Source organism: Actinoallomurus sp. NBC_01490, assembly GCF_036227085.1.
Lineage (GTDB): Bacteria > Actinomycetota > Actinomycetes > Streptosporangiales > Streptosporangiaceae > Actinoallomurus > Actinoallomurus oryzae.
The window spans coordinates 2001096-2027187 of record NZ_CP109433.1; the positions used below are offsets into that span (position 1 = coordinate 2001096).

The window sequence follows — 26092 nt, forward strand, 5'->3', positions numbered from 1 at the left end:
CCGGTGGCGCGTACGGCCGACGTCGACGATCTGGTCGCGCGGGCGCGTAAGGGCGAGCCTCGCGCGGTCGCGCGGCTCATCACCCTGATCGAGAACGCCTCGCCGCAGCTCCGCGAGGTCATGGCGGCGCTCAACCCGCTCGCGGGCCGGGCACGCGTCATCGGCCTGACCGGTTCACCGGGGGTCGGCAAGTCGACCTCGACCAACGCGCTGGTACGCGCGTTCCGCCGCCAGGACCTGCGGGTCGGCGTGCTCGCCGTCGACCCGTCCTCGCCGTTCACCGGGGGCGCGCTGCTCGGCGACCGCGTGCGCATGCAGGACCACGCCTCCGACGCGGGCGTCTTCATCCGTTCGATGGCCAGCCGTGGCCATCTCGGCGGGCTGGCGTGGGCGGCGCCCCAGGCGATCCGGGTGCTCGACGCGGCCGGCTGCGACGTGGTGCTGGTCGAGACGGTCGGCGTCGGCCAGGCGGAGGTGGAGATCGCCTCGCTCGCCGACTCGACCATCGTGCTGGTCTCGCCCGGAATGGGCGACTCCATCCAGGCGGCCAAGGCCGGCATCCTGGAGATCGCGGACGTCTTCGTGGTCAACAAGGCCGACCGCGACGGTGCGCAGCAGACCGTACGCGACCTGCGCAACATGATCGCGCTGGCCGCGCCGGAGGGCTGGAAGCCGCCGATCGTGCCGACGGTGGCGGTCAAGGACGAGGGCGTCGCCGACGTCGTACGCAAGCTGGACGACCACCTCGCGTGGATGGAGGAGTCCGGTGAGCTGGGCCGGCGGCGCCACGCCCGCGCCCGCGACGAGATCGAGGCGATCGCCGTCACCGCGCTCCGCGAGCGCATGGGCGACCTGCACGGCCACCAGCGCCTCGACGTACTGGCCGAGAAGGTGCTGGACGGCTCCTGCGACCCGTACGCCGCCGCCGACGAGTTGGTCGAAGGCCTCACCGAGTCCGGCTGAGCGGCCGTCGGGGGAGGGCCGTCACCAGCCCGTGGTGATCGGCAGTGCGTAGGAGTCGTCGGGCGCGGTCTCGGCGTGCCGCCGGCCGCCCTCGGCTGCCGTGCGCGAGTGCCCGAACTCCAGCGTGAGCAGCGCGACCGCGATCGGCAGCAGGCTCGCCCACGAGGGGAACACCACCGTGCGCCCGACGTAGCGAGGCTTGAACTTGCGGTTGAACAGGTACAGCGACTCGACCTTCACGAACCGGTCGAGCAGGTGGATCACGTGGTACGTGCCCTGCTCCAGCGCGCCGCGGTCCTCGGTCTCGAACAGCTCGCGGAACGCGGCGAAGTTGAGCGACACCTCTTCCACGCCGTGCTCGGCGGCGTACTCCATGATGTCGGCGATCATGCGTTCGTTGAGGCCGTTCGGCGAGCCCGGCGCGCGGCGCATCACGTCGAGCGACAGGCGGCGGGCCGACGCGCTCGGCAGGTAGCGCTGGAAGCCCACCGGCGTGCCGTCGGCGTCGCGGGCCACCACGAGCACCGGGAAGGCGTGCCGCCCGGTGAGCAGCGCGTCCATGTTCATCGAGAAGCCGCGCTCCTCCACGCCGCCGAGCGCGTCGGTGGCGAGTGCCCGCAGTCGTTCGCGGTCGTCCTCGGCCAGCGCGCCCTCGGGCAGCACCTCGGTGGTCACGCCGGCGTTGTGCGTACGGCGCACCGCCTGGCGCACGTTGCGCATGCTCCGGCCGCTCAGCCCGAACTCGTCGGGCGTGAGCAGCACCTCGTCGCCGATGCCGATCGCGCGCATGCCGTACGGGGTCCACAGGTCCAGCAGGTCCTCGCGGGCGCCGAGCACGGCCATCCGCCAGCCGGACCGGCGGGCCAGCGCGACGAACTCGGCCACGGCGTCAGGGTAGGAGTGCGGGTCGCCCACCGGGTCGGCGCCCGCGGCGGCGACGCCGAACAGGACGCGGTAGCCGATCACCGCGCGGCGGTCGGGGCTGAAGACGTAGGACTTGTCGCCGCGCAGCAGGAACGGCGCCAGGGTGTCGGAGCCGTCGGCGTCGACCAGGCGCGCCGCCTCGGCGCGCTCCTCGTCGGTGCCGGGCGGCGGCGCGGGCGCGGGCGAGAGCAGCGTGAGGAACATCGCGAGCAGGCCGCCGCCGCCCAGAACGCCGAGGCTGGCCAGGAACCAGTGGTCGGCCGAGCCGTCGAAGTGCAGCGGCCCGGAACCGGAGGCGCTCAGCCCGGCGAGGATCTCGCGCCCGGCCTCGCTCGCGGAGGGGCCCGGCGAGATGTGGTGCCGCTGGACGATCAGGATGACCAGCCCGTACGCGACGGCCACCCCGTACGTGACCAGGCCGGCGCGCACCGCGGCGCGGAACCGGCTCGGCGTGGTGTCGAACTCGCCGCGGTAGCGGACGAAGCCCGCCGCCGCCACGCCGAGGATGAGCAGCCGGCCGAAGTCGCGCACGTTGACCGCGTCGAGCATGGACAGGATGGTGAGCGCGAGGACGACGTAGTACGCCACGCGGCGGCGGAGCAGCAGACCGCGGGCGGCGGCCAGCAGGATCAGCGCGAGGAGCAGCTCCTGCCCGCCGGGGAACGGGTCGCCCACGAGAAGCTCCGCGGGCCGCGGGGAGAAGGAGGGGACGAGCGCGGGGAGACCCACTGCGACCGCGGCGGCCGCGACGGGTACGGCGAATGGCCAGGTCGGCCGGCGCACCGGGTCATGCGCGAGCGTTGCCGCTTCTGCTGCGATGGACACAGCGAATCACCCCGACTCGTCACCAACCACGCCTCATGAGGAGGTATTCCCCCGGCAATCCTTCGCCCTCATTCAGGAGGCTGTGGCAAAAGTCACCGTAACGGTTTTGAAGCCCAAAGCCTTCAACATGTTCGTGAGCATCAGCTTCGTGTTCGCGTCGGCACGCTGCGCGAGTCCGCTGGAGTTCGCCGCGTCCTGGATCTTCTGTGCCGCCAGGACGTAAAGCTGCTGCTGCTGGTTGGGGTTGGAGCCGAAGAAGTCGCCGAAACGGTCGAACAGGCCGCGCTGGGTGGCGAAGACGTAGCTGTGCTTGGGGTCGAGGTTGGTCTTCTCCAACTGGGCGTGGGGCATGCGGACGGTCACCGTCTCGCGCGCCTTGTCGACGGTGAGGGCGCCGTTGCCGACGTGGGAGAAGTCGACATAGGCGTCGACGGTGCCGTTCCCGACGAAGAGCGTGCGCTTTCCGCGCAGCGCGCTGGGCAGGAACTTCGCGTCTTTCTCCAGGTCGACGACGACCTGGAAGTTACCGCTCGCGGCCTCGTAACGGGAAAGGTTCTGGATGGAGTTCAGCACGACGGGCGCGCTGCGGTCCTTGGTCGTCTCGCCGAACGGATTGAGCCAGTGCGGCAGCTTGTGCGCCGCCTGCAGGCCCGCGTAGACCAGCGCGACGAGTACGACGACGACGGCGACCGCACGCAGGACCGGCCTGCGGGGACGCTCGGATATCTGGGTGTCCTCGGTGGTGTCCGAGTGCGCCATTTCGCATCACCTCTGGGGTCAGCTCAACCCGGCTATTCCCCAGATAGACGCGAAAGTCACCCAGTCGGCTCCGCATGTGACGTGACGGCGGCCTGTTCGACCTCGATCAGCGACTCACCACGCCGCCGGGCCTCGTACGCCTCCTTGCCACCGCGGATTCCGAACAGTCGCTTGGACACCAGCAGGTACACGACGAGGCCGGCGTTGATCACCAGCGCGCCGGCGCGGACGGCGGTGATCCGTTCGGTCAGCTCGTAGATCTCCAGCGGCAGCCCGCAGGCGGTGGCGACGACGGCGAAGTATTCGCCCCAGCGCTGGAGCAGCCACAGGCCGACCGCCTCGATCAGCTCGATGAGGCCGTAGGCGAGCAGGCCGAGGGCGAACCAGGTCAGCGTGCTGGACTTGAGCACGAAGACGTGGCGGATGCTCTCCACGACGTGGGAGTTGTCCAGGTCCCACCCGACCTGACGGGCGATGGGCTTGAGAAGCGGGATCTCCTTCTCGAAGACCTTCTCGATGGATCCGCGGTGGGCGGAGAACCGCCACACGCCGTACGCCGCCGCGGCGATCACCAGGCCGCGGATCACCCGCTCCAGCGCGAAGAACCGCATGACGAGCGCGTCGCGCAGCTCACGCCCGCGCATGACGAGCGGCGCCCGGTCGGCCGGACCCTTGCCGTGCGGCTCCCCGTGGACGTATGTGCCGCAGCGCAGGCACCGCCACGCCTCGCCGGCCGGCGTCTCGACGTGCAGCCGGTCGCGCAGGGCGGTCTCGTCCGGCGCGTACGTGATGTGGCCCTTGCGGGCGCAGGTCAGCAAACTCCAGTCCACGCCGCAGACGATAGTCAACATCACGGACGAGCGTGGGGTCTTGAGATCACCGGCCGTATCCGGAGGCGTGCGTTCGGCCGCCGGCTCAGAGGACGCGGAAGTCGAGGCCGCGCAGCGTGCAGGAGCGGTAGCGCGCGTAGTGCAGGCGCAGCCAGTGCCGGCGGCGCGACTCGGCCCAGCGGCCGAAGGCGCGGGCGGCCGCCGTGTCGGGCATGCGGGGCGGGGTCTCGTCGAGCAGCCAGGCCGACACCAGCGCGGTGTAGCGCACGCCGGCGGCGTGCGCGGGGTTGGCGCAGGTGCGGGCGTCGAGGAGGCTGATCTGGATCTCCTGCTCCGCGCGGTGTTCGTACCCGGGGGACAGGTCCTTGAGGTGGATGTAGACCACGCCGTGCCCGGGGCGCGGGAAGTCGTTGTCGGGCCGGTGTTCGACCCGGGTGAAGCCGCCCGGCGTGCCGCTCAGGCGTGTGGCCAGGGGGGTCAGGGCGGCCTCCAGCGACGGGAGTGCCGAGCGCAACGCCGGGTGCACGCACACGGTCAGCGGCCACTGGCGGCAGGAGTACTCGAACGCGCGGGGCGCGAGGGGCGCGCGCTGCTGGGCGTGGATCCACAGGGTGGTGACCGTGATCAGGACCGCCGCCGCCACGAGAGGCAGGGCGAGCCGCGCCCGCCGCGTGAGCACCCACAGGTAGCCGCTGACCAGGAGCCCGCCGATGCCGAGCGACCACAGGGCCTGCCCGGCGAGCAGCTCGGTGCGCAGGCCGGCGAACGGATGGATGTGCTCGACCCCCGGGGGCGGCAGCAGGTACGTCCACGTGCCCGGACGGGCGATCCCCCACAGGCAGGTGACGGCCGCCGCGGCGGCGACCGTCGGCAGCCGGGGGACCGCGCGGCCCGCGAGGTAGCCGATCACGGTGTAGTCGAGCAGCGTGAGCGCGCCCGCCAGCAGCCCGACCACCTGGGGATGCCCGCTCTCGACGTGCAGCAGGGTCTTCACCACGACGATCGCGGCCACGACCGCGTACGCGCTCAGCGAGACGACGCCGAGCAGCGTCAGGTCCAGCAGCGGCCCGAGCGCGGGCGACCGGGCGCTCAGCCCCCGCAGGTAGCCGAGCCGGTGTTCGCGCAGCGCCACCCAGGCGGCGAGGGCCGCGGAGGCCGGACCGAGCACGCGCACCGAGGCGAACAGCGCCGCGACGGCGTCGTCCCAGTACGCGACGCCGGGCAGCAGCGCATGCCAGGCCGCGACCCCGCCGAGCAGCGCCAGGGCGGGGACGGCCAGGAACGGGGCGGTGCGGCGGGCGTCGATCCGCAGCACCCGCCCCAGGTCAGACACCGGCCGGCACCCGGGACCACGTTCGGGAGACCTCCAAGGACTCGATGAGGCGCGCGCGGGCGATGGTGAAGACCCGGTCGCACCACCCCGTCAGCTCCGCCGGATCGGGCGCGGTCACGACCACGGCCGGCGCGAGCCCGCGCAGCAGACCGATCAGCTCGTCGCGCTCCGGATCGGTGACCGACCCGAGTGGTTCGTCCAGGAACACCAGATCCGGCCGGTGCACACAGGTCGCCGCGAGGCCCGCCCGCAACCGCAGATCGGCGGGCAGCATGTCCATCTCCAATTCCGCGGCATCGGTCAATTCAAATCGCTCCAAAATCGCCTCGACCGCGTCCTTCGGCGTGGCTTTGAAATAGGCGGCGTAGGCGACGTACTCGCGGGCGGTGACCCCGGCCGCCCAGCCGAACCGGTGCGGCAGCAGGCCGAGGCGCGGGCGCACGGCGCGCTGCCCGGCCGGCCCGGTCACGTCGTGGCCCAGCAGCTCCAGCCCGCCCACGCTGGGTCGGCGCAGCGTGGCCAGCGTCGTCAGCAGGGCGGACCTGCCCGAGCAGGGCGGACCCGCGAGCCCCACCACCCCCGAGGTGATGCCGAACGTGGTGGGACGAAGGATCCACCGCCCCCCGCGGCGGATTCCCATGTCCCGTGCCACGATCGTGGAGAAATCCGCGATCATTTACTACCCCCCGAAATCTCGGTGCGCGCTCGAGGCTTGAGGCGGATCAGCCCGATGAACGGCCGCGTCGACGCCCCCCTTTGCCGTCGCCGCACGCACCGACAACGGAACTATAACTTGCCTTGGTGATGACTGTCAGCGTTGTTGTGTCCGCCGGTGTGGGCGGCAATGATTCGAGGAGTATGCGGGAAACAATTGTTGTCATAGTTCAGTAAATGTCGGATGTCTGCTCCGATCCGCCGGGGGCCGCCGTTCCCCAGGCGCTACCGTGTCCGGGTGCCCAAGCCGCTCAACCTCCCCTTCGACCCCATCGCCCGCGCCGGTGACCTCTGGGAACGCCGCTGGGGGCGCTCGCCCGCCATGCTCGCCGTAACGTCGATCATGCGCGCCCAGGCGATCCTCATCGCCGAACTCGACGCCCTTCTCAAGCCGTACGACCTGACCTTCGCGCGCTACGAGGCCCTGGTGCTGCTGACGTTCAGCGGCAAAGGCGCCCTGCCGCTATCCAAGATCGGCGAACGGCTGATGGTGCACCCGACGAGCGTGACCAACACGATCGACCGGCTGGAGAGACAGGGGTACGTCCTCCGCCGCCCGAATCCGCGTGACGGCCGCGGCGTGCTCGCCGAGATCACCCCGAGCGGCCGCGACACCGTCGAGCGTGCCACTCGCGACCTCATGGCCGCCGACTTCGGCCTCGGCGCGTACGACGAGGAGGAGCAGGGAAGGATCTTCGATGTGCTGCGGTCGCTGCGGGTGACCGCGGGCGACTTCCAGGACTGATCGGGCTCCACCCGCCCCCGGCGAACACACTCGCGCGGGCCCGGGCAAGCCTCCGGACCGGCTCGCACCGAATCCGCGGCCCAAATTACTAGGACGTCCTAGTACCTTGGAGTGAGGAGCAACCCGGAGGAACGCTCATGGACATGCAGGACATCGAGGAGGGCCGCCGGCGCTGGCAGGAGCGGTTCGACGCGTCGCGCAGGCGGGACGCCGACTTCACGACCCTGTCCGGCGTCGAGGTCGAGCCGGTCTACGGCCCGCCGGCCGCCGACCCCAGGTTCGAGCGCATCGGCTGGCCGGGGGAGTTCCCCTACACCCGCGGCCTGTACGCCACCGGCTACCGCGGGCGGGCCTGGACGATCCGGCAGTTCGCCGGCTTCGGCAACGCGCGCCAGACCAACGAGCGCTACAAGATGATCCTCGCCGCCGGCGGCGGCGGGCTGTCGGTCGCCTTCGACATGCCCACCCTCATGGGCCGCGACTCCGACGACGCCCGCTCCCTCGGCGAGGTCGGCCACTGCGGCGTCGCGATCGACTCGGCCGCCGACATGGACGTGCTGTTCGACGGCATACCGCTCGGTGAGACCACGACCTCCATGACGATCTCCGGCCCGGCCGTGCCGATCTTCTGCATGTACCTCGTGGCGGCCGAGCGGCAGGGAGCCGACATCCACGGCCTGGACGGCACACTGCAGACCGACATCTTCAAGGAGTACATCGCGCAGAAGGAGTGGCTGTTCGCGCCCGAGCCGCACCTGCGCCTCATCGGCGACCTGATGGAGTACTGCGCCGCCGAGATCCCGGCGTACAAGCCGTTGAGCGTCTCGGGGTACCACATCCGCGAGGCCGGGGCCACGGCCGCGCAGGAGCTCGCCTTCACGCTCGCCGACGGCTTCGGGTACGTCGAGCTGGGCCTGTCGCGGGGGCTCGACGTCAACGTCTTCGCCCCCGGCCTGTCGTTCTTCTTCGACTCCCACATCGACTTCTTCGAGGAGATCGCCAAGTTCCGCGCCGCACGCCGCATCTGGGCGCGCTGGATGCGCGACGTGTACGGCGCGACGTCGGAGAAGGCCCAGTGGCTGCGGTTCCACACCCAGACCGCCGGAGTGTCGCTGACCGCGCAGCAGCCCGACAACAACGTCGTGCGCACCGCGCTGGAGGCGCTCGCCGCCGTCCTCGGCGGCACCAACTCCCTGCACACCAACGCCCTGGACGAGGTGCTGGCGCTGCCGAGCGAGAAGGCCGCCGAGATCGCCCTGCGCACCCAGCAGGTGATCATGGAGGAGACCGGCGTCGTCAACGTCGTCGACCCGCTGGGCGGCTCCTGGTACGTCGAGGCGCTCACCGACCGGATCGAGGCCGACGCGGAGAAGATCTTCGCCCGCATCAAGGACATGAGCCCGGACGGCTCGATGACCGGCGGCATCCTGCACGGCATCGAGGAGGGCTGGTTCATGGCCGAGATCGCCGACGCCGCCTTCACCTACCAGCGGCAGCTGGAGAAGGGCGAGAAGCACATCGTCGGCGTCAACCGCCACACGCAGAGCATCGAGGAGCCGCTGGAGATATTGCGGGTCAGCCACGAGGTCGAGCGCGAGCAGAACCGCCTCCTCGCCGCCCGGCGGTCCGAGCGGGACCAGGCCGCCGTGGACGCCGCGCTGGCCCGGATGGTCGAGGTCGCCCGTACGAAGGACAACCTCATCCCGGCCATGCTCGACGCCGCCCGCGCCGAGGCCACCCTTGGCGAGATCTGCGGTGCCCTGCGCGACGAGTGGGGGAGCTACTCCGAGCCCGCCCGCTTCTGAGCCGCCGGACGGGCCCCGCGCCCGGCCGGGGGGAGACGACCGGCAGGCCGCTCGTACGCATTCGCCGGTGTATGCGGCAGGATGGATGTCATGACGTCATCGGACTTCTCGTTGCACGGCGCCGTCGACCTGGGCGCCCGGCAGGCCGCGGCGAAGCGGGCGCAGCAGCGTCCGGCCTCCGCGGGTGGCTCCGCCTCCGTCATCGACGTGACCGATGCGACGTTCAACGCCGAGGTCATCGACAGGTCGCGTACGGTTCCGGTGCTCGTCGACTTCTGGGCCGACTGGTGCCAGCCCTGCAAGCAGCTCGGCCCGATCCTGGAGAAGCTCGCGAACGAGGCGGCCGGGAGCTGGGTGCTGGCCAAGGTCGACATCGACGCGAACCCGGGCCTGGCCCAGCAGCTCAGCCGCATGGGCGTGCAGGGCATCCCGTTCGTCGCCGCGGTGGTCGCCGGCCAGATGCTGCCCGTGCTCAACGGCGCGGCGTCCGAGCCGCAGGTGCGTCAGGTCCTCGACCAGCTGTTCGACGCGCTGCGCGAGCAGGGCCTGATGCCCGACGGCGCCGGCGGCGCCCAGGCGCCCCAGGAGCCGGCCGCCGACCCCCTCCAGGCCGAGGCCGAGGCCGCGCTGCAGCGCGGTGACCTCGACGCGGCGGCGAGCGCGTTCGGCAAGATCCTCGAGTCGCAGCCCGCCGACGCGTACGCCAAGAGCGGCCTGGCCCTGGTCGAGCTGCAGCGCCGGGTGTCCGGCCTCGACCCGCAGCAGGCGCGCAAGGACGCCGCCGACCGCCCGGACGACGCCGAGGCCCAGACCCGCGTCGCCGACCTCGAGCTCGTCGAGGGGCGCGTGGACGAGGCGTTCGACCGGCTGATCGGCACCGTGCGCCGCACCTCCGGCGACGACCGTGACCTCGCGCGCAAGCACCTGCTGTCGCTGTTCGAGGTGCTGCCGTCCGACGATCCCCGCGTGGGACAGGCACGGCGCCGGCTCGCGTCGGCGCTGTTCTGACCGCGCGCGGACGGGAATCATCCGGTCATGGCCGGCGTCGTGACGATCTCCGCGGCGTTCGGCGCGGGGGGTAGCGTCATCGGCCCCGCGGTCGCCGAGCGTCTCGGCGCGCCCTTCGTCGACCGTGCCATCCCCTACACCGTCGCCGCGGAGATCGGCTGCTCGCTCGAAGAGGCCCTCGACCACGACGACCGTACCGAGCACGGCCTCGGCCGCCTCCTGTCCAGCGCCGCGCGGCTGCCCAACGTCACCCTCGGCGGGATGGACACCACCCTGCCGGAGCGCGGCTTCGTGCCGGAGGAGGAGTTCCTCGTCCGCACCGAGAACGTGATCAAACAGATCGCCGAGCACGGGGGCGGGGTCATCCTCGGCCGCGCCTCCCAGCTCGTGCTCGCCGGCTTCCCGGGCGCCCTGCACGTACGCCTCGACGGGCCGCGGAGGCGGCGGCTGGCGAGCGTCCAGGAGTCGCTGGAGGTGTCCGAGCGGGAGGCCGAGCGGCTCCTGGACGACAACGACCGGGCGCGGACCGCGTACGTCAAGCACTTCTACCGGGCCGACCCGGCCGACCCGGCGCTCTATGATCTGGTCATCGACAGTACGCGGCTGGCGGCGCCGGCCTGTGCCGACATCATCGTGACGGCCGCGCTCGCCATCCTCTGAACAACAAAGCCGACGCCCGAGGCCCGGACCCCGCCGGACGCGTGTAATCATCGCGAGGCGAAGCCCTGACCAGGCAAAAGGAGCAGTTGACGTGGCGACCGTGCCCAGCGTGTCCTACTCGATCACCGTCCGCCTCGAGGTGGCGGCCGGCGGCAAAGCGGTGAGCCAGCTCACCGGTGCGGTGGAGCAGGCCGGTGGCATCGTCACCGCCCTCGACCTCACCCCGGCCGGCCACGACCGGCTCCGCATCGACGTCACCTGCGCCACCCGGGACACCGAGCACGCCCAGGAGATCGTCGACGCGCTGGAGCAGGTCGACGGCGTCACCATCCACAAGGTCAGCGACCGTACGTTCCTCATGCACCTCGGCGGCAAGATCGAGATGCAGTCGAAGGTCCCGTTGCGCAACCGCGACGAGCTGTCGATGGCCTACACCCCGGGTGTCGCGCGGGTCTCGCTGGCGATCGCCCGCAACCCCGACGACGTGCGGCGCCTGACCGTCAAGCGCAACAGCGTCGCCGTGGTCACCGACGGCTCGGCCGTGCTCGGCCTCGGCAACATCGGCCCGGAGGCCGCCCTCCCGGTCATGGAGGGCAAGGCGGCGCTGTTCAAGCGGTTCGCCGGCATCGACGCCTGGCCGATCTGCCTCGACACCCAGGACACCGACGAGCTGGTCCGTACGGTGCAGATCCTCGCGCCGGCGTTCGGCGGCATCAACCTGGAGGACATCTCCGCGCCGCGCTGCTTCGAGGTGGAGCGCCGGCTGCGCGACCTGCTCGACATCCCGGTCTTCCACGACGACCAGCACGGCACCGCGATCGTCGTGCTGTCCGCGCTCATGAACGCCATGCGCGTGGTGGGCAAGGACCTCGCCGACGTGCGCGTGGCGATGGCGGGCGCGGGCGCCGCCGGCACGGCCGTGCTCAAGCTGCTGATGCACGCGGGAGCCAAGAACATCGTCGTCTGCGACTACCGCGGCGCGGTGCACACCGGCCGCGACGACCTGGACGAGTCGCTGCGCTGGATCGCCGAGAACACCAACCACGACGGCTACTCCGGCGACCTGCGCGGCGCGGTGCGGGGCGCCGACGTGTTCATCGGCGTCTCGGCGCCCGGCATCCTCACCGGTGAGGACATCGCCACGATGAACGAGGGCTCGGTGGTGTTCGCCCTGGCCAACCCCGACCCCGAGGTCGACCCGGCGGAGGCGCGCGAGCACGCGGCCGTGGTCGCCACCGGCCGCAGCGACTACCCGAACCAGATCAACAACGTGCTGGCGTTCCCGGGCGTCTTCCGCGGCCTGCTCGACGCCCAGAGCCGTACGGTCACCCAGGACATGCTGCTCGCCGCGGCCCGCGCTCTCGCCGAGGTCGTCACCGACAAGGAGCTCGGTCCGAACTACATCGTGCCGAGCGTGTTCCACGCGGACGTGGCGCACGCGGTGGCCGCGGCCGTGCAGAAGGCCGCCACCGCCGGGCGTTAGGAGCGCAGCAGGGCGTCTCGGTTCCGCGCGCACCAGTCGGCGAAGGTGCGGGGGCGGCGGCCGAGCAGGCGTTCCACGGTGTCGGTCCGGACTCCGGTGGTGTCGGCGCGCATGACCGCCGCGGCCTCGAGGACGGCGTCGGCGAGCGGCTTCGGAGCGCCGCCGGGATAGCGGGACCGGACGATCTCTTCCGGGGTGGTCGCCGCGCGGACTTCGATGTCGCGGCCGATCGTGCCGGCGATGATCTGAACCTGCTCGGCCGTGGTGAGAGCCTCGTCGCCGGTGAGGACGTAGGTCCGGCCCTCGTGCCCGTCCTGGGTGAGGACGGCGGCGGCCACGGCGGCGATGTCGGCCGGGTCGATGGCCGCGGCCCGGCCGGGGCCGATCGCGTCGACGACGTACCCGTTCTCGTGGATGGAGGGCACCCATTCGAGGGCGTTGGTGGCGAAGCCGCCGGGGCGCAGGATCGTCGCGGGCACGCCGGACGCCTCCAGGAGGCGCTCGCGTTCGCGGTGCCAGCGGCCCATCGCGGGCACCGGGTCTCCGTCGGCCCAGATGGATGACAGCAGCACGATGTGCCGCACGCCCGCGTCGCGGGCCGCGGTGATGGCGTTCGCGGCCTGGTCGACGCCGATGCCCGGGGTGAGCAGGAAGAGCCGGTCGACGCCGTCGAGGGCGGGGGCGAGCGTCGCGGGGTCGTCCAGGTCGCCGACCACGCGCTCGGCGCTCGCGGGCAGGCCGGCCGCGCGGGCCGGCTCGCGGACGAGGATGCGGACGTCGGCCTTCGCCGCGTCGAGCTCTCGCACCAGCTCACGGCCGATTCTGCCGGTGGCTCCTGTGATCAGTATCATCGATGCTCCTAGTCATTTGCCGTCTAACGACTGACCCCACCGAGAACGTTAACCGGCAAATGATTAGCCGTCAATCGATCTGCTCGTACGGAGGCGGCGATGGCCGAGTTCCTCGACCTGCACGGCAAGACGACGAAGGTGCTGCGGGCGCTGGCCGAGACCGCCATGCGCCGGCACGGTCTGCACCAGGGGCAGAATCACCTCCTGGCCGCGCTGTGGGAGCGCGACGGCCGCACGCCCGGCGAGATCGCCGCCGCGCTGCACGTCACCACACCCACGGTCGTCAAGATGGCCACGCGGATGAGCGCCGTCGGCCTGCTCACCCGCCGCCGCGACGAACGCGACAGCAGGCTGGTCAGGCTCTGGCTGACCGACGCGGGCCGGGCGCTTCAGGAGCCGGTGGAGGCCGAGCGCCGCAGCCTGGAGGAGAAGGTCACCGCCGACCTCACCGAGGCAGAGCGCCGCTGTCTGATGACCGCGCTGGCGAAGGTCCACAAGTCGGCGACCGACCTGCTGTGACCGGAGCGCGGAGCGTCGGCTTGCTCAGCCTCCGGCGTAGCGCGTGAGCAGGGGGACCAGCACACGCGCGTCAGGGCCGCCCCAGCCGGTGACGGGGTCGTAACCGGGTCTCGCCCCGTAGCCGCTGATCGTTTCTCCGGAGACCGTCACGGTGTTGTTCCCCGTGGTCACGTCGTGGAAGGCGGTGTACCGGCCGCCGCTGTGGCCGACGCGGTAGATCGCGGGGTTGACGAAGCCCAGGTCGTGTCCGGCGGCCTGGTCGGCCAGGGCGATCAGCGCGGCCCACAGCGGGGCACTGGCGCTGGTGCCGCTCGCTCCGAAGATGGTGTCTTCGCTGCCGCTGCCGCTGCCGCTGCCGCTGCCGCTGCCGCTGCCGCTGAAGACCATCGCCATGCCGGTGCCGGGAGCGGCGTCCGCGGCCACGTCGGGCACGGCCCGTGCGGCGTCGGCGACGCCGTCCTGGTAGCCGGGCCGGGAGAACAGGTGACTGAACCCTCCACCCGTGCCCTGGGAGTGCGAGGGGACGCTCCAGGTGGTCTCGCCGACGTAGGCGCCCGTCCTGCGGTCGCCGGTGAGGATGGTGCCGCCGACTGCGAGGACGAGCGGGTCCGAGGCCGGGGCACTGACCTCCTTGACCGGGGTCCAGGCGTCCTGGGACGTCGATCCCGGGCAGGGCCTGCTCACGGCGCCGGTGTCACCGGAGCCGGCGACGACCGTGACATGACGATCCCGCGCCGACCGCAGCACCGCGTGCTGCCGGGCGACCTGGGCGCGGGTGAGGCAGTGTTCGCCCCAGCCGGCGCTGATCGAGATCACGTCGGCGTGGGAGAGGCCGCGTCGCAGCGCACCGGTCAGGGCGGCCATGGCGTTCGCCGGACTGCTCAGGGCGGTCGGCTCGACCAGGACGACACGGATGGTCGCGGCGGGGGCGACCGCGTGCAGGATCTCGACGTCCTGTACCTCTTCCTGGTTGGCGAGCCAGGGCGAGACCTCCCCGGCCAGTGCCGTGTCGACCTTCAACCGCGCGGCGGGCAGTCCGAACAGGCCGTCGAACCGCTTCAGCTCCTGGCGGATGTCGCCGACCTTCGGCGGCGCCGGCCACTGGGCGGCGAGCGCGGGCACCACGATGGTCTCGCCGCGGCCGTCGATCCCGCGGTCCAGTAGCGGCTGGATGCCGTAGGCCACTCGGATCTGGCGCGGGGTGTAGCAGGTGGTCAGGGAGTCGCAGTCCTTTGCCGCGCTTTCGGGCGGAGTGGCGGATACCGCTCGGACGGTCTGGGCGCCGGTGGGCGCGCATCCGGCCGCCGCGAAGAGTATCCCCGCCGCGCCGAGACCCGTCGCGATCCGTGGCCGAGGGTTCGGCGAGCCGGGACGGGCACTCGTTCGAAACTTGATCAGGCTGCTCCTCATCAGGCGCTCCGGCGGTGTAGGAGCCCGATGCCGACGCCGATGAGGGCTGCGGCGAGGCCGACGAACAGCGACGCCTCGATGATCTGGAACGTCCAGAACCGGTTCGCGGGCTGGTAGACGACCTTGAGGTGGAGTCCGAGTCCGCGGAGGTAGGCGTCGGCGGCCGAGCCTCGCTGGGAGATCTGGGTCTGGAGGACCGCGGAGATGGGGTGGCCGGTCTTGTCGACCAGTCCCTGGTCGAGGATCCAGCTCGGCGTGCCGGGCGTGGTGGGTACGGCCATTGGGCCGATGCCGCCCCAGTGGCCGGCGGGGGAGAGCAGGCGGGTCACCGGCGTCTGGTACCGCTGCCGCAGCCAGTACTCCACCGGAAGACGCACCGCCATGAAGGCGGCGAACGCCGCGACGATCGCCGGCACGGTGCGGCGGATCAGCAGCCCGGCCAGGACGCCCGCCGCGAAGGCGAAGAGCGTGTACCCGGTGAGGGAGAGCCCTTCGAGGTCGAACGCCCCGGGGGAGAACCTGCCGGACACGTGGTCCACCGGGCTGCGGAACCAGCCGAAGACGGCGCTGAGGCTCCCGGTGATCACCACGATCCCGAAACCGACCAGCAGGACCTTGGCCGTCAGCCATCGGGTACGAGGCACGGACTGGGTCCAGGCCAGGCGCCAGGTGCCGTGCTCGTACTCGCGGCCGAGCAGGCTCGCGCCGACGATCGCGCCGATCAGGCCGGGGATCGGAGTGAACCAGGTCAGCAGGTGGTTCGCGACGCCGTTGAACTGTTCCATGAATGTGGTCATGGCCGACTGGCAGCCGTCGCCGCCGGTGCCCCGGACCAGGCACGGTCCGACGCCGTGCTGGGCGTAGGCGTCGCGGATCGCCCGGCCGTAGGGCAGGAAGACCAGGGCGGCGAGGGCGATCAACGCCAGGCCGGCGAACGCCTGACCGCGGTGCTGCCGCCAGGTGACCCAGATCATCGGGCGATCTCCGTCGGTGCTTCGAGGTAGGCGAGGATGAGTTCTTCCAGACCGACCGGGTGAGAGCGCCAGGCCGGATGCAGGTCGGGCCGCTCGGTCCCGGTGTGGACCAGCAGGTCGGTATGACGGTCGCTGTGGGCGGCGCGTACGAGCCCGGGAACCGCTGGTTCGGCGCCGGTGCGCGGTCCGGTCAGCCTCCGGTGACCGGCCAGGACGTCGTCGATCGCGCCGGCGAGCCGAACCCTGCCGCCCCTGAGGAGCACCAGCCGGTCACAGACGTTCTCCAGATCGGCGATCACATGGGAGGACAGCAGGACGGTGATCTCGTCCTCGGCGACGGCGGTCATCACCGTGCGCATGAAGTCGCGGCGAGCGATCGGGTCCAGGTTGGCCAGCGGCTCGTCCAGCACCAGGAGCGCGGGACGTTTGGCCAGGGCCAGCGCCAGGGCGACCTGGGCCTGCTGGCCTCCGGACAGTGCTCCGGCGCGTGCGGTCAGGGGGATGCCGAGGTCGGCCAGCCGCCGTTCGGCCATCGGCTGGTCCCAGCGCGGGTTGAGTGAGCGTCCCATCCGCAGCAGGTCCGCCACCGACATGCCCCGGTAGAGCGGGTGCTCCTGGGCGACGAAGCCGACCCGGGCCAGTGCCTCGGCCGAGCCGGTGTGGGCGTCCCGGCCGAGGACCTCGACCGTTCCCTCCACCGGGCGCAGCAGACCGGTGATCAGCTGCAGCAGCGTGGTCTTCCCGGCGCCGTTCGGGCCGACCAGTGCGATCACCGAGCCGGCGGGCAGCCGCAGGGAGCAGTCCCGCAACGCCCAGGTCCTGCCGTAGCGCATGCCGAGGCCCTTGGTCTCCAGCGCCGTGCTCATGCCACCCCTTCCGCCCGCAGGTCGTTGTGGATGGTGGCGAACATGGCGGTGACCGTCTCGTCGTCCAGCCCGGCGGCGTAGGCGTCGCGGACCCACTGTTCGAGCGAGCGACGCAACCGGGCGTACGGTCCCGGGGCGACCGGCTCGACCGATGCGGTGATGAAGGTGCCCTGTCCCGGCCGGGCGCTCACCATCCCCTCGTGCTCCAACTGGCGATAGGCCTTCACCACGGTGTTCGGATTGATCGCCAGGGAGGCGACCACCTCCTTCACGGTGGGCAGTTGGTCCCCGGAGCGCAGATATCCCAGCAGCAGTGCCTGCCGTACCTGCTGCACGAGCTGGAGATAGGGCGGGACGCCGCTCGAGCCGTCCAATCGGAACTGGAACACGCTCATCCCCTTTCACTATGATGTTAGTAGTAAGGTAATTATCTCCTGGAGGTCGCGTCAAGGCGGGGGAGCTCATCTGCGGCCACCGGTCCGGCGGCAAGGCCGACGGACCGGTGGCGCCGGCAGGCGGAAGACACATGAGGAACCCCCCGGACCCGTACGGCTCCGGGGGGGAGGAGGAATCCCGGCCCACCAGGGCCGGGATGAGGTCACTTGTCGCCGAACATCTTCTCCTTGCGGCCCGGCCACTGGCGGCCGTACCAGAAGACGATCAGGCCGGTCAGCATCGCGGCGATGCCCGTGGCCACCCTGGCGACGATCATCCCGCTGTTCGGGCCCGTGTGCGGCAGCGTGTGGCCCGGCGCCTTGCGGGCGCAGTGCGCCGTACGGTCGAGGCTCTTGACCGGGACGTTGTGCCAGGTCACGGCGATCGTGGTCGCGTGGTCCTCCTTGATGGTCAAGGTGGACTTGCGGGTGGCGCCCGCCGGGATGCGGTCGGCCACCGAGATCGAACCGTCCGTGGTGATGGTGTAGTCCTCGGTCGACCTGCCGCGGTTGGTGACCGACACCAGCACGCTGCGGCCGGGGCACCGCACGGTGCCGATGGCGACCTTCAGCGGCGCGTTCGGCGTCACCGACGGCGCCGGGGGCGTGACCGGGTTCTTGCTCGGGGTCCGGCTCGACCGCGTCGGCGAGGGCCGGTGTGTGGGCGTGTGGGACGGCTTGGCGGACCTGGAGTGAGAGGCCGAAGGCGACGCCGAGACGTTGGGTGAGGGCGTGGCGCTCGTCAGCTGTGAGGGGGAGGAGCCGTTGAACAGCATCGGGATGACGATGAGCGCCCCGACGACAAAGAACACGGCCGCGATGACGACCCGGGAAACCTGCATCGGGGTCCTCCGTAGGTGGGGGGCACACCTTCGTGATCTAGTTCGTGATCTAGGCCCGTATTCTGCCGATTACCCAAGGGCCGAGGGCGCGTAACCGACGTACTCGGCCGTGCACTGTTCGCATGCGGGCCCCGGCACAGGATGATTGAGTCATGGACGACGGGATAATCGCGGGCCGGCTGCTCGTCGCTACCCCACGGCTGGCCGACCCGAACTTCCGGCGCAGCGTGGTCCTTCTCGTGGAGCACGAGGAGGAGGGCGGCACGCTCGGAGTCGTGCTCAACAGGCCCACCGAGGTGCCCGTCGAACAGGTGCTCCCTCCCTGGTCGGAGATGGTGACGGGCCCGTCCGTGGTGTTCCAGGGCGGTCCCGTCGCGCTCGACAGCGCGCTGGCGCTCGCGCACGTGCCCGGTACCGACGAGCCCCTGGGCTGGCGGGCGCTGAACGGCAGCCCCGCGGTGGCCCGCATCGGCCTCGTCGATCTCGACGCGCCGCCGGAGCTGCTCGCCACCGAGGTCGCGAAGCTGCGGGTTTTCGCCGGGTATGCCGGATGGGGGGTTGGCCAGCTCCGGTCAGAGGTCGAAGACGGCGCCTGGTACGTCGTGCCGGCCGAATCCGATGACGCCTTCCGCGACGATCCGGGGCGCCTGTGGCAGGACGTCCTGCGGCGTCAGGGCGGCGATCTGGCGTTCGTCGCGACGTTTCCCGAGGATCCGTCACTAAACTGAGCCCGTGAGTACGAAGATCCTTCCTGAGAGCGACACCCGGCCGGACCTCTCCCACGGCGACGGCGGTCACGAGCGTTTCGCGCACTATGTGCAGAAGGACAAGATCATGGAGAGTGCCGTCAGCGGCACGCCCGTGATCGCGCTCTGCGGCAAGGTGTGGGTGCCGAACCGCGACCCCAAGAAGTACCCGGTCTGCCCGGAATGCAAGGAGATCTACGAGTCGATGTCCGGTGGCGACGACGAGTGAGCGTCAAATCGGCTTGACGGACCCGCGCGTCGGGCGCTCCGCGCGGCGCTGAGGTCTAACCTCTCCGTCCCGGGGGGAATCCATGAGACGGAGAGTCCTGTGGGGCCTGTTCGGAGTCGTTCTCGCGTCGTGCGCCACGGTGCCGTCGAGCACCTGCGCGCCGGCGCCTCGCGGAGTGGCCTGCCTGCGGCGCGCCTCCGCCGCCGCGGTCCGCACCGGCCGTCCGCGTGACTCCGACGGCCTGTCGCCGGCGCAGGTCAAAGCGATGCTGCGCGACTTCACCCAGACCCTGCGCCGCCGCTACGGGGTCGCCGACGAGCGGCAGCTGGAGTCGAGCCGGCGGCTCGCGGGCCGCATCGTCGTCCCGGTCCGCTTCCACGTCATCACCGACGGGCGGAGCGGCCGGCTGACCACGGCGACCATCGACCAGCAGATCCGCAGCCTCAACGCCGCCTACGGAGGCACCACGGGCGGCGCCGACACGGGGGTGTCGTTCCGGCTCGTCAGCGCCGACGTCGTCCGCAACACCGACTGGTTCGAGCGCCCGCACGAGCTGCAGGGCCCGATGCTCGGCGCCCTCGTCAGGGGCGGTCCCGGCACGCTGAACCTCTTCACCGCCGCGGTCGGCTCGCAGGTGCTCGGCTTCTCCGCGTTTCCTCAGGCGTACCGCCTGCACCCTGCGCTGGACGCGGTGGTCGTCGATTACCGCAGCGTCCCCGGCGGATCGTTCGCCCACTTCAACCGGGGTTACACGGCGGTGCACGAGACCGGGCACTGGCTCGGCCTGTTCCACCCGTTCGAGAACGGCTGCGTCCCGCCCGGCGACGGCGTGGACGACACCCCGTACGAGAGCACGCCGACCACCAACTGCCCCTCGGTGAAGGACTCCTGTCCGCAGCCGGGCACGGATCCGGTGCACAACTTCATGGACTACGCCTGGGACCCGTGCATGACCTCGTTCACGCCGGGCCAGGGCCTGCGCATCCGCGCGATGTGGGCGGCCTACCGCGCGGGCGGGAGCGGCGCCCGCCTCTCGCTCGGCCAGGTCCGCCGGCAGCGGTAGGAGATGGGTTCCGGGCCCGTCGCCGGGCCGCGGAAACCCCGGGGAACCCCTAACACGAGCCGCCGGGGTTGCCGTGGATCACATCACGCTCGGCATGTCCTGTCGGTGCTTACGGGTAGCCTCTCTTCACCGTGAGCACGTTCGCCGCATCCGACACCCCTCCCGCGCTGCCCGGGCGGGCGCCCTGGGGCACCGCCCCGGCGCTTCGGGCCTGGCAGCAGGCCGCGCTGGAGGAATACTTCCGGACCGAGCCCCGTGACTACCTCGCCGTCGCGACGCCCGGCGCGGGCAAGACGACCTTCGCGCTGCGGCTGGCGGCCGAGCTCATGGGGCGCCGGGTGGTCGACCGGATCACCGTCGTCTGCCCGACCGAGCACCTGAAGCGCCAGTGGGCCGAGTCCGCCGGGCGCGTCGGCATCAAGATCGACCCGGAGTTCAAGAACGCGCACGGCCGTACGGCCAAGGACTTCGTCGGCGTCGCCGTCACCTACGCCCAGGTCGCCGCCCACCCGGCGCTGCACCGCAACCGCACGGAGGACCGCCGCACCCTCGTGATCATGGACGAGGTCCACCACGCGGGCGACGGCAAGTCCTGGGGCGACGCGATCCGCGAGTCGTTCGACCCGGCCACGCGGCGGCTGGCGCTCAGCGGCACGCCGTTCCGCACCGACATCAACCCGATCCCCTTCGTGACGTACGAGGAGGTCGCCGGCGTCCGCCGCAGCCGCGCCGACTACACCTACGGCTACGGCCCGGCGCTGGCCGACGGGGTGGTCCGGCCGGTGATCTTCCTGGCGTACGCGGGGGAGATGCGCTGGCGCACCCGCGCCGGCGACGAGATCACCGCGACGCTCGGCGAGCCGCTCACGCAGGACCAGATGTCCCAGGCGTGGCGCGCCGCGCTCGACCCCAAGGGCGAGTGGATCCAGCAGGTGATCGCCGCCGCCGACCGGCGGCTGACCGAGGTGCGCCGCGGCGTGCCCGACGCGGGCGGCCTGGTCATCGCGAGCGACCACGAGGCCGCGCGGGCGTACGCCAAGATGATCCGCAACGTGACCGGCGCCGGGGCGACCGTCGTCCTGTCCGACGACCCGTCGGCGAGCCGGAAGATCAAGCAGTTCAGCGAGTCCGAGGACCGCTGGATGGTCGCCGTGCGCATGGTCTCCGAGGGCGTCGACATCCCGCGGCTCGCCGTCGGCGTCTACGCCACCTCGACCTCGACCCCGCTGTTCTTCGCCCAGGCGGTCGGCCGCTTCGTCCGTGCGCGGCGGCGCGGTGAGACCGCCTCGGTGTTCCTGCCGTCGGTGCCGACCCTCATGGGCCACGCCGCGGAGATGGAGACCGAGCGCGACCACGTCCTCGACCGCCCCAAGCGCGAGGACGGCCTGGACGACGACCTGCTCGCCGAGGCCAACCGCAGGCGCGACAACCCTGACGTCGGCGAAGAGCTCCCCTTCGAGACCGTTGAGGCGTCGGCCCACTTCGACCGGGTCGTCTTCGACGGCGGCGAGTTCGGCATGGGGGGTGCGCCGGGCTCGGCCGAAGAAGAAGACTTCCTGGGCATCCCGGGCCTGCTGGAGCCCGAACAGGTCGCGAGCCTGCTGAAGCAGCGGCAGGCCGAGCAACTGGCCGCCCAGCGCAAGAAGGGCGGGAAGGCGGCGAAACAGGACGACCGTACGGCCGCCGAGGACCTCCACGCGCTGCGCAAGGAGCTGAACAACCTGGTCGGCGCCTGGCACCACCGCACCGGCCAGCCCCACGGCGTGATCCACGCCGAGCTCCGCCGCACCTGCGGCGGCCCCCCGTCGGCCCAGGCGAGCACCGAGGACGTCCGCAAGCGCATCGCCAAGATCCGCGAATGGGCCGCCCGGCCGACACCCCGCACGAAGGACTAGGCGTGCTGTCCGGGGACGTCGGTGACAGGCCCTGGCGGCCCGCGCAGTTCTCCCCGGTTACGGTGACCGCATGCTGTCACTCCGGCCCACCACCATGGACGATCTCGTTGACCTCGCCGCGTGGGAGGCCGAGCCGGAGACCGCCCCATGGTTGGGCGAGACCGGACCGGCCTGGCACGCCCGCGCCCTGCACGACCCCGGCCAGGAGCACCTGGTCGCCGTGCGAGCCGAAGCCGCCGTGGGGTTCGCGGTGCTGGCGGGCCTGCGCGACGGTGACGCCGTCGAACTGCGCAGGATGGTGATCTCCCCGCCACATCGCCGTACGGGCCTGGGCCGCTCGCTGCTGACGAGCGTTCTCGCGCGCGCCTACGGGCATCACCGCGCGCGAAGAGTCTGGCTGGACGTGAAGGCGCACAACCACCGCGCCCGCGCGCTGTACGAGTCCGAGGGCTTCACCGTCACCGAGACGCTGACCGGGGCGGTCACCGAGGCCGACGGCGCTCTCACGGACCTCGTCATCATGGCGCACCAGGTCCGGTAGGCGGGCGCGAGCGCTCACCTCGCGGGGCGACGCGGGGATCGTCGGGCGGGCGTCGGCCGCATCCCGCCCGACCCGGCGGGGGACACTGAAGTGTGTGCCCGGTCACAGAGGGTGACCTGGGACGACTCCGAGGGATGCGATGGCGGGCGAGGACGTCTTCGACGTGGTGGTGATCGGTGCGGGGCCGGTGGGGGAGAACGTCGCCGGACGTGTCGTGCGGGGCGGGCTGACGGCGGCCGTCGTCGAGGAACGCCTGGCGGGCGGTGAGTGCGCGTACTACGCCTGCGTTCCGAGCAAGGCCCTGCTGCGGCCCGTGGAGCTGGCGGCCGACGTGGGCCGGATGCCGGGGCTGGAGCTGCGCGGGACGATCGACGCCCCCGCGGTGCTGGCCCGTCGCGACAAGACCGTGTCGCACCTCGACGATCGCGGCCAGGTGAGCTGGATCGAGGGGCTGCCGGCGACGTTCGTCCGGGGCCGGGGTCGGCTGGCCGGGCCGCTGCACGTCGAGGTGACCGCGCCGGACGGCACCCGTTCACTGCGGGCGCGGCACGCCGTGGTGATCGCGACCGGCAGCGATCCGCTGGTCCCGGACGTGCCCGGCCTGCCGGAGGCGCGCCCGTGGACGAACCGCGAGGCGACCAGCGTCCAGCAGGTGCCGAAGCGGCTGGTGGTGATCGGAGGCGGGCCGGTCGCCTGCGAGATGTCCCAGGCCCTGCATTCTCTCGGCGCCCACGAGACGACCGTGCTCGTACGCGGTGACCGGCTGCTGACCCGTACCGAGCCGTTCGCCGGCGGGCTGCTGGCGGCCTCGCTCCAGGAGTCGGGGATCGACGTGCGTTTCGGCCGCTCGGCCACCGAGGTCCGGCGGCCGGTGCCGGACGGCCCGGTGACCGTCCGCACCGACGACGGCGCGACGGTCGAGGCCGACGAGATCCTCGTCGCCACCGGGCGGCGGCCGGCCGTACGCGAGCTCGGCCTGGACACGGCCGGCCTGCCGGCGGACCGTCCGATCGAGGTGGACGCCGACATGCGGGCGCCGGGAGTGCCGTGGCTGTACGCCGTCGGTGACGTCAACGGGCGCAGCCTGCTCACCCACATGGGCAAGTACCAGGCACGGGTGTGCGGCGATGTGATCGTCGCCCGCGCCACCGGCACCCCCGACGACCGGCCGGACCTCCGCGACACCGCGGACGACCGGGGCGCGCCCCAAGTGATCTTCACCGACCCGCAGATCTGCGCGGTCGGGCGGACGGAGTCGCAGGCACGCGCCGACGGCTTCGACGTACGGGCCGTCGAGTACGACATGGGCGAGGTCACGGGCGCGTACCTGCGGGGCGAGCGCTACACCGGCCGGGCGAAGATGGTCGTCGACGAGGACCGGCGGGTGCTCGTCGGGGTCACGTTCGCCGGTCCGGGAGTGGTCGACCTCCTGCACAGCGCGACGATCGCGGTCGTCGGGGAGGTCCCCCTCGACCGGCTGTGGCACGCCGTTCCGGCGTTCCCGACGGTGAGCGAGATCTGGCTCCGCCTGCTGGAGGAGTACGGCCTGTGAGGCCGTGACGTACGGCACCGCCGGACGTCAGGCGCGCGGAACCAGGCCCGTGCGGTCGATGATCCGCTGGACGACCTGGTCCGGCGGGCCGTCGATGGACACGACGACCGGGTCCTCTTCGGGGCCCGGGGGTTCGAGGTCGGCGAACTGGCTGTCCAGCAGCTCCTTGGGGAAGAAGTGCCCGTGCCGGGCGGCCATGCGTTCTCCGATCAGGTTCTTGCTGCCTTCGAGATAGATCAGGCGCAGGTCCGGCCGGCCCTCCCGCAGCAGGTCGCGGTACTTGCGCTTGAGGGCGGAGGAGGTCACGACGGCGGGCGCGGTCTGCTCCCTCATCCACTTCGCGGTGGCCTGCAACCAGGGCCGGCGGTCGTCGTCGTTCAGCGGAATCCCGGCGTGCATCTTCTCGACGTTCGCCCGCGGGTGAAAGTCGTCGGCCTCGGCGTAGGTCCAGCCGAGGCGGCCGGCCAGCAGTGCGCCGATCGTGGTCTTTCCGCTGCCGGAAACACCCATCAGCAGCAAAATCGGATTAGGCATGGACTGCAACGTATCGGGCGGCATGTGATCAGCGTGCGATGACCGGCTCTCCGGTGAGCCGGACCCCGGCGTCGCTCATCTCCTGCAGCGCGCGCTCGGTGGTCGGCAGGGCCACGCCGGCGGTCATCCGGAGCAGGACACGGGTGGACAGCCCCGCGCCCCGGGCGTCCAGCGCGGTCGCCCGTACGCAGTGGTCGGTGGCGATCCCGACGACGTCGACGCTGTCGACCTCATGCTTGCGCAGCCACTCGGCGAGCGGCGTGCCGTCGTCGGCGACGCCCTCGAAGCCGCTGTAGGCCGCCTCGTGCTCCCCCTTGCTGAACACGGCCTCGATCGGCGCCAGGTCCAGGTTCGGGTGAAAGTCGGCCCCGGGCGTGCCGATCACGCAGTGCGGCGGCCAGGAGTCGGCGTAGTCGGGGTGTTCGTCGAAGTGATCGCCGGGATCGAGATGGAAGTCCCGGGTCGCGACGACGTGGTCGTACTCGCCGCGGTGCGCGGAGACGAACGAGGAGATCGCCGCGGCCACGTCCGCGCCGCCCGCGACCGCCAGCGAACCCCCCTCGCAGAAGTCGTTCTGCACATCAACGATGATCAACGCTCGACTCATGACTGCCCTCCCCAGAGTGATCCCCCACGAGAAAGCTACCCCGGCAGAGGCCGGAACATCAGTGCGTGCCCGCCGAGCCTTCGGCGACCTTCGCAACCTCAAGGCGGCTGGTCTCTTGGCAGACCGGGGTGCCCCCGATCGCTACTCGTCAGAGGAGCTCGACATGGTCGCGGTAGGGGTCCAAACGGGCGTCCATGACGTCGAGTTCGGTCACCATCAGATCGATTCCGTCCCACGGCAGGCAGCGGGCGGCCGCTCCCGTCCCGAGCTTCTGTGAGTCCACGGCCATGACGACATGGTCCGACAGCTCTGCCATGAGCCTCTTGATCTCACACTCTTCGGCGCTGAACTCGCTGGTCCCGAAGTGAGGGTCGACCGCCGCGGCGGACAGGAAGGCGCGTGCGAACGAGAACTGCTTCAGTGCGGCGGAGGCGATCGGGCCGATGAGGCTGCCGGCGTTGGGGTCCTTCTGGCCGCCGGTCAGGTAGGCGTGGACCCGCGAGTCCCGGCTCAGCGTCAGGAAGGTCTCGATGCCGTCCGTGATCACCGACAGATTCTCGGCGGGAGGCATCGAGCCGGCGAGGACGCACAGCGTGGAGGAGGCGTCCATGCAGATCCCCACCCCGCCGGAGGGCACCAGGCCGGACAGCTTCCGTGCGATCTGCTCCTTCGCCTGCAACGCGTGACTCTTGCGCGTCTCGAAGGGTTGTGCGTCGCTGACCGCCCCGCCGCGTACACGGCGGACCAGGCCCTCGTCCTCCAGTGCCTGCAGATCCCGGCGGATCGTCATGGTGCTGACCTTGAAGCGGGCAGCCAGGTCCTCGATGCGCAGACTGCCGCTGGACGACAGCAGGTCGGCCAGCGCCTGCCTTCTGCTCTCGAGGTCCACGCTGCTCTTGACGACCATGCCGTCTCCGTCCTCCGCCACTGTTACATCTTGTCAAGTTCACACATTCGGTCTCGGCTGGAGGTGCTGTCCG

The 26092-nt window shown here is 71.5% G+C and carries 27 protein-coding genes; 13 read left to right on the forward strand and 14 right to left on the reverse strand.

Translation table 11 applies throughout. The annotated features are described in order from the left end of the window. The first annotated feature begins 3 nt into the window (after positions 1-3). Positions 4-963: a methylmalonyl Co-A mutase-associated GTPase MeaB gene (gene meaB, locus OG417_RS09920; RefSeq protein ID WP_329252999.1), complete on the forward strand. Its 960-nt coding sequence runs from the start codon at positions 4-6 to the stop codon at positions 961-963. Positions 964-984: 21 nt separating this feature from the next. On the opposite strand, the gene OG417_RS09925 is transcribed toward meaB, so the two are convergent. The 5 genes from OG417_RS09925 to OG417_RS09945 form a co-directional block, all read right to left on the reverse strand. Continuing rightward, positions 985-2712, reverse strand: coding sequence for a bifunctional lysylphosphatidylglycerol flippase/synthetase MprF (locus OG417_RS09925; RefSeq protein WP_329253002.1), 1728 nt, complete (start codon positions 2710-2712; stop codon positions 985-987). A gap of 72 nt (positions 2713-2784) precedes the next feature. Beyond that, positions 2785-3471, reverse strand: a complete 687-nt coding sequence (locus tag OG417_RS09930; protein WP_329253005.1) for a DUF4230 domain-containing protein — start codon at positions 3469-3471, stop codon at positions 2785-2787. A 56-nt stretch (positions 3472-3527) separates the two neighbouring features. Further along, positions 3528-4301, reverse strand: coding sequence for a DUF2127 domain-containing protein (locus OG417_RS09935; protein WP_329253008.1), 774 nt, complete (start codon positions 4299-4301; stop codon positions 3528-3530). 85 nt (positions 4302-4386) lie between these two features. Then, positions 4387-5634 (reverse strand): hypothetical protein, encoded by a 1248-nt coding sequence (locus OG417_RS09940; protein WP_329253011.1) that lies wholly within the window; start codon positions 5632-5634, stop codon positions 4387-4389. Then, the gene (locus tag OG417_RS09945; protein WP_329253014.1) at positions 5627-6310 is read right to left on the reverse strand and encodes an ATP-binding cassette domain-containing protein; all 684 of its coding nucleotides are present in this window, start codon (positions 6308-6310) and stop codon (positions 5627-5629) included. Before OG417_RS09945 ends, OG417_RS09940 begins: the two co-directional genes overlap by 8 nt. A gap of 276 nt (positions 6311-6586) precedes the next feature. Between OG417_RS09945 and OG417_RS09950 the strand changes: the two genes are divergently transcribed. From OG417_RS09950 to OG417_RS09970, 5 genes are all read left to right on the forward strand, one after another. Then, positions 6587-7093 (forward strand): MarR family winged helix-turn-helix transcriptional regulator, encoded by a 507-nt coding sequence (locus tag OG417_RS09950; RefSeq protein WP_329253019.1) that lies wholly within the window; start codon positions 6587-6589, stop codon positions 7091-7093. A 137-nt stretch (positions 7094-7230) separates the two neighbouring features. Then, the gene (locus OG417_RS09955; protein ID WP_329253021.1) at positions 7231-8898 is read left to right on the forward strand and encodes an acyl-CoA mutase large subunit family protein; all 1668 of its coding nucleotides are present in this window, start codon (positions 7231-7233) and stop codon (positions 8896-8898) included. Between the two features lie 90 nt (positions 8899-8988). After that, positions 8989-9906 carry a tetratricopeptide repeat protein gene (locus OG417_RS09960; RefSeq protein ID WP_329253024.1) on the forward strand — a complete coding sequence of 306 codons (918 nt, stop codon included), beginning with the start codon at positions 8989-8991 and terminating at the stop codon, positions 9904-9906. A 27-nt stretch (positions 9907-9933) separates the two neighbouring features. Then, positions 9934-10566 (forward strand): cytidylate kinase-like family protein, encoded by a 633-nt coding sequence (locus OG417_RS09965; RefSeq protein WP_329253027.1) that lies wholly within the window; start codon positions 9934-9936, stop codon positions 10564-10566. A 91-nt stretch (positions 10567-10657) separates the two neighbouring features. Continuing rightward, on the forward strand, positions 10658-12049 hold the full coding sequence (locus tag OG417_RS09970) for an NAD-dependent malic enzyme (RefSeq protein ID WP_329253030.1): 1392 nt from the start codon (positions 10658-10660) through the stop codon (positions 12047-12049). Here the strand turns inward: OG417_RS09970 and OG417_RS09975 are convergent. Beyond that, complete coding sequence (locus tag OG417_RS09975) at positions 12046-12900, reverse strand: SDR family oxidoreductase (RefSeq protein ID WP_329253032.1); 855 nt, start codon at positions 12898-12900, stop codon at positions 12046-12048. The genes OG417_RS09970 and OG417_RS09975 overlap by 4 nt on opposite strands. A gap of 99 nt (positions 12901-12999) precedes the next feature. On the opposite strand from OG417_RS09975, the gene OG417_RS09980 reads away from it, so the two are divergent. Further along, positions 13000-13419, forward strand: coding sequence for a MarR family winged helix-turn-helix transcriptional regulator (locus tag OG417_RS09980; protein ID WP_329253035.1), 420 nt, complete (start codon positions 13000-13002; stop codon positions 13417-13419). Between the two features lie 24 nt (positions 13420-13443). Here the strand turns inward: OG417_RS09980 and OG417_RS09985 are convergent, their stop codons facing one another. From OG417_RS09985 to OG417_RS10005, 5 genes are all read right to left on the reverse strand, one after another. Next, positions 13444-14829 (reverse strand): S53 family peptidase, encoded by a 1386-nt coding sequence (locus tag OG417_RS09985; protein ID WP_329253038.1) that lies wholly within the window; start codon positions 14827-14829, stop codon positions 13444-13446. After that, positions 14829-15803 carry an ABC transporter permease subunit gene (locus tag OG417_RS09990; protein ID WP_329253041.1) on the reverse strand — a complete coding sequence of 325 codons (975 nt, stop codon included), beginning with the start codon at positions 15801-15803 and terminating at the stop codon, positions 14829-14831. The genes OG417_RS09985 and OG417_RS09990 overlap by 1 nt, the downstream gene beginning before the upstream one ends. Further along, the gene (locus OG417_RS09995; protein WP_329253044.1) at positions 15800-16669 is read right to left on the reverse strand and encodes an ABC transporter ATP-binding protein; all 870 of its coding nucleotides are present in this window, start codon (positions 16667-16669) and stop codon (positions 15800-15802) included. Before OG417_RS09995 ends, OG417_RS09990 begins: the two co-directional genes overlap by 4 nt. Continuing rightward, complete coding sequence (locus OG417_RS10000; RefSeq protein WP_329253046.1) at positions 16666-17064, reverse strand: GntR family transcriptional regulator; 399 nt, start codon at positions 17062-17064, stop codon at positions 16666-16668. The genes OG417_RS09995 and OG417_RS10000 overlap by 4 nt, the downstream gene beginning before the upstream one ends. Positions 17065-17267: 203 nt before the next feature. Beyond that, the gene (locus OG417_RS10005) at positions 17268-17945 is read right to left on the reverse strand and encodes a hypothetical protein (RefSeq protein ID WP_329253049.1); all 678 of its coding nucleotides are present in this window, start codon (positions 17943-17945) and stop codon (positions 17268-17270) included. Between the two features lie 152 nt (positions 17946-18097). On the opposite strand from OG417_RS10005, the gene OG417_RS10010 reads away from it, so the two are divergent. From OG417_RS10010 to OG417_RS10035, 6 genes are all read left to right on the forward strand, one after another. Further along, complete coding sequence (locus OG417_RS10010; RefSeq protein WP_329253052.1) at positions 18098-18673, forward strand: YqgE/AlgH family protein; 576 nt, start codon at positions 18098-18100, stop codon at positions 18671-18673. Between the two features lie 4 nt (positions 18674-18677). After that, complete coding sequence (locus OG417_RS10015) at positions 18678-18920, forward strand: DUF3039 domain-containing protein (protein ID WP_329253054.1); 243 nt, start codon at positions 18678-18680, stop codon at positions 18918-18920. An 82-nt stretch (positions 18921-19002) separates the two neighbouring features. Continuing rightward, the gene (locus tag OG417_RS10020; protein ID WP_329253057.1) at positions 19003-19983 is read left to right on the forward strand and encodes a zinc metalloprotease; all 981 of its coding nucleotides are present in this window, start codon (positions 19003-19005) and stop codon (positions 19981-19983) included. Positions 19984-20114: 131 nt separating this feature from the next. Next, a complete protein-coding gene (locus tag OG417_RS10025; RefSeq protein WP_329253060.1) occupies positions 20115-21878 on the forward strand; it encodes a DEAD/DEAH box helicase in 1764 nt (587 codons plus the stop codon). 70 nt (positions 21879-21948) lie between these two features. Continuing rightward, positions 21949-22419: a GNAT family N-acetyltransferase gene (locus OG417_RS10030; RefSeq protein ID WP_329253063.1), complete on the forward strand. Its 471-nt coding sequence runs from the start codon at positions 21949-21951 to the stop codon at positions 22417-22419. Between the two features lie 139 nt (positions 22420-22558). Next, positions 22559-23971 (forward strand): dihydrolipoyl dehydrogenase family protein, encoded by a 1413-nt coding sequence (locus OG417_RS10035; RefSeq protein WP_329253066.1) that lies wholly within the window; start codon positions 22559-22561, stop codon positions 23969-23971. A 27-nt stretch (positions 23972-23998) separates the two neighbouring features. Here OG417_RS10035 and OG417_RS10040 read toward each other — a convergent pair whose 3' ends face one another. The 3 genes from OG417_RS10040 to OG417_RS10050 form a co-directional block, all read right to left on the reverse strand. Beyond that, positions 23999-24505: a gluconokinase gene (locus OG417_RS10040; RefSeq protein ID WP_329253069.1), complete on the reverse strand. Its 507-nt coding sequence runs from the start codon at positions 24503-24505 to the stop codon at positions 23999-24001. Between the two features lie 28 nt (positions 24506-24533). Then, positions 24534-25112: an isochorismatase family protein gene (locus OG417_RS10045; protein WP_329253072.1), complete on the reverse strand. Its 579-nt coding sequence runs from the start codon at positions 25110-25112 to the stop codon at positions 24534-24536. Positions 25113-25260: 148 nt separating this feature from the next. After that, positions 25261-26040, reverse strand: a complete 780-nt coding sequence (locus tag OG417_RS10050) for a DeoR/GlpR family DNA-binding transcription regulator (RefSeq protein ID WP_329253075.1) — start codon at positions 26038-26040, stop codon at positions 25261-25263. Positions 26041-26092: the final 52 nt, after the last annotated feature.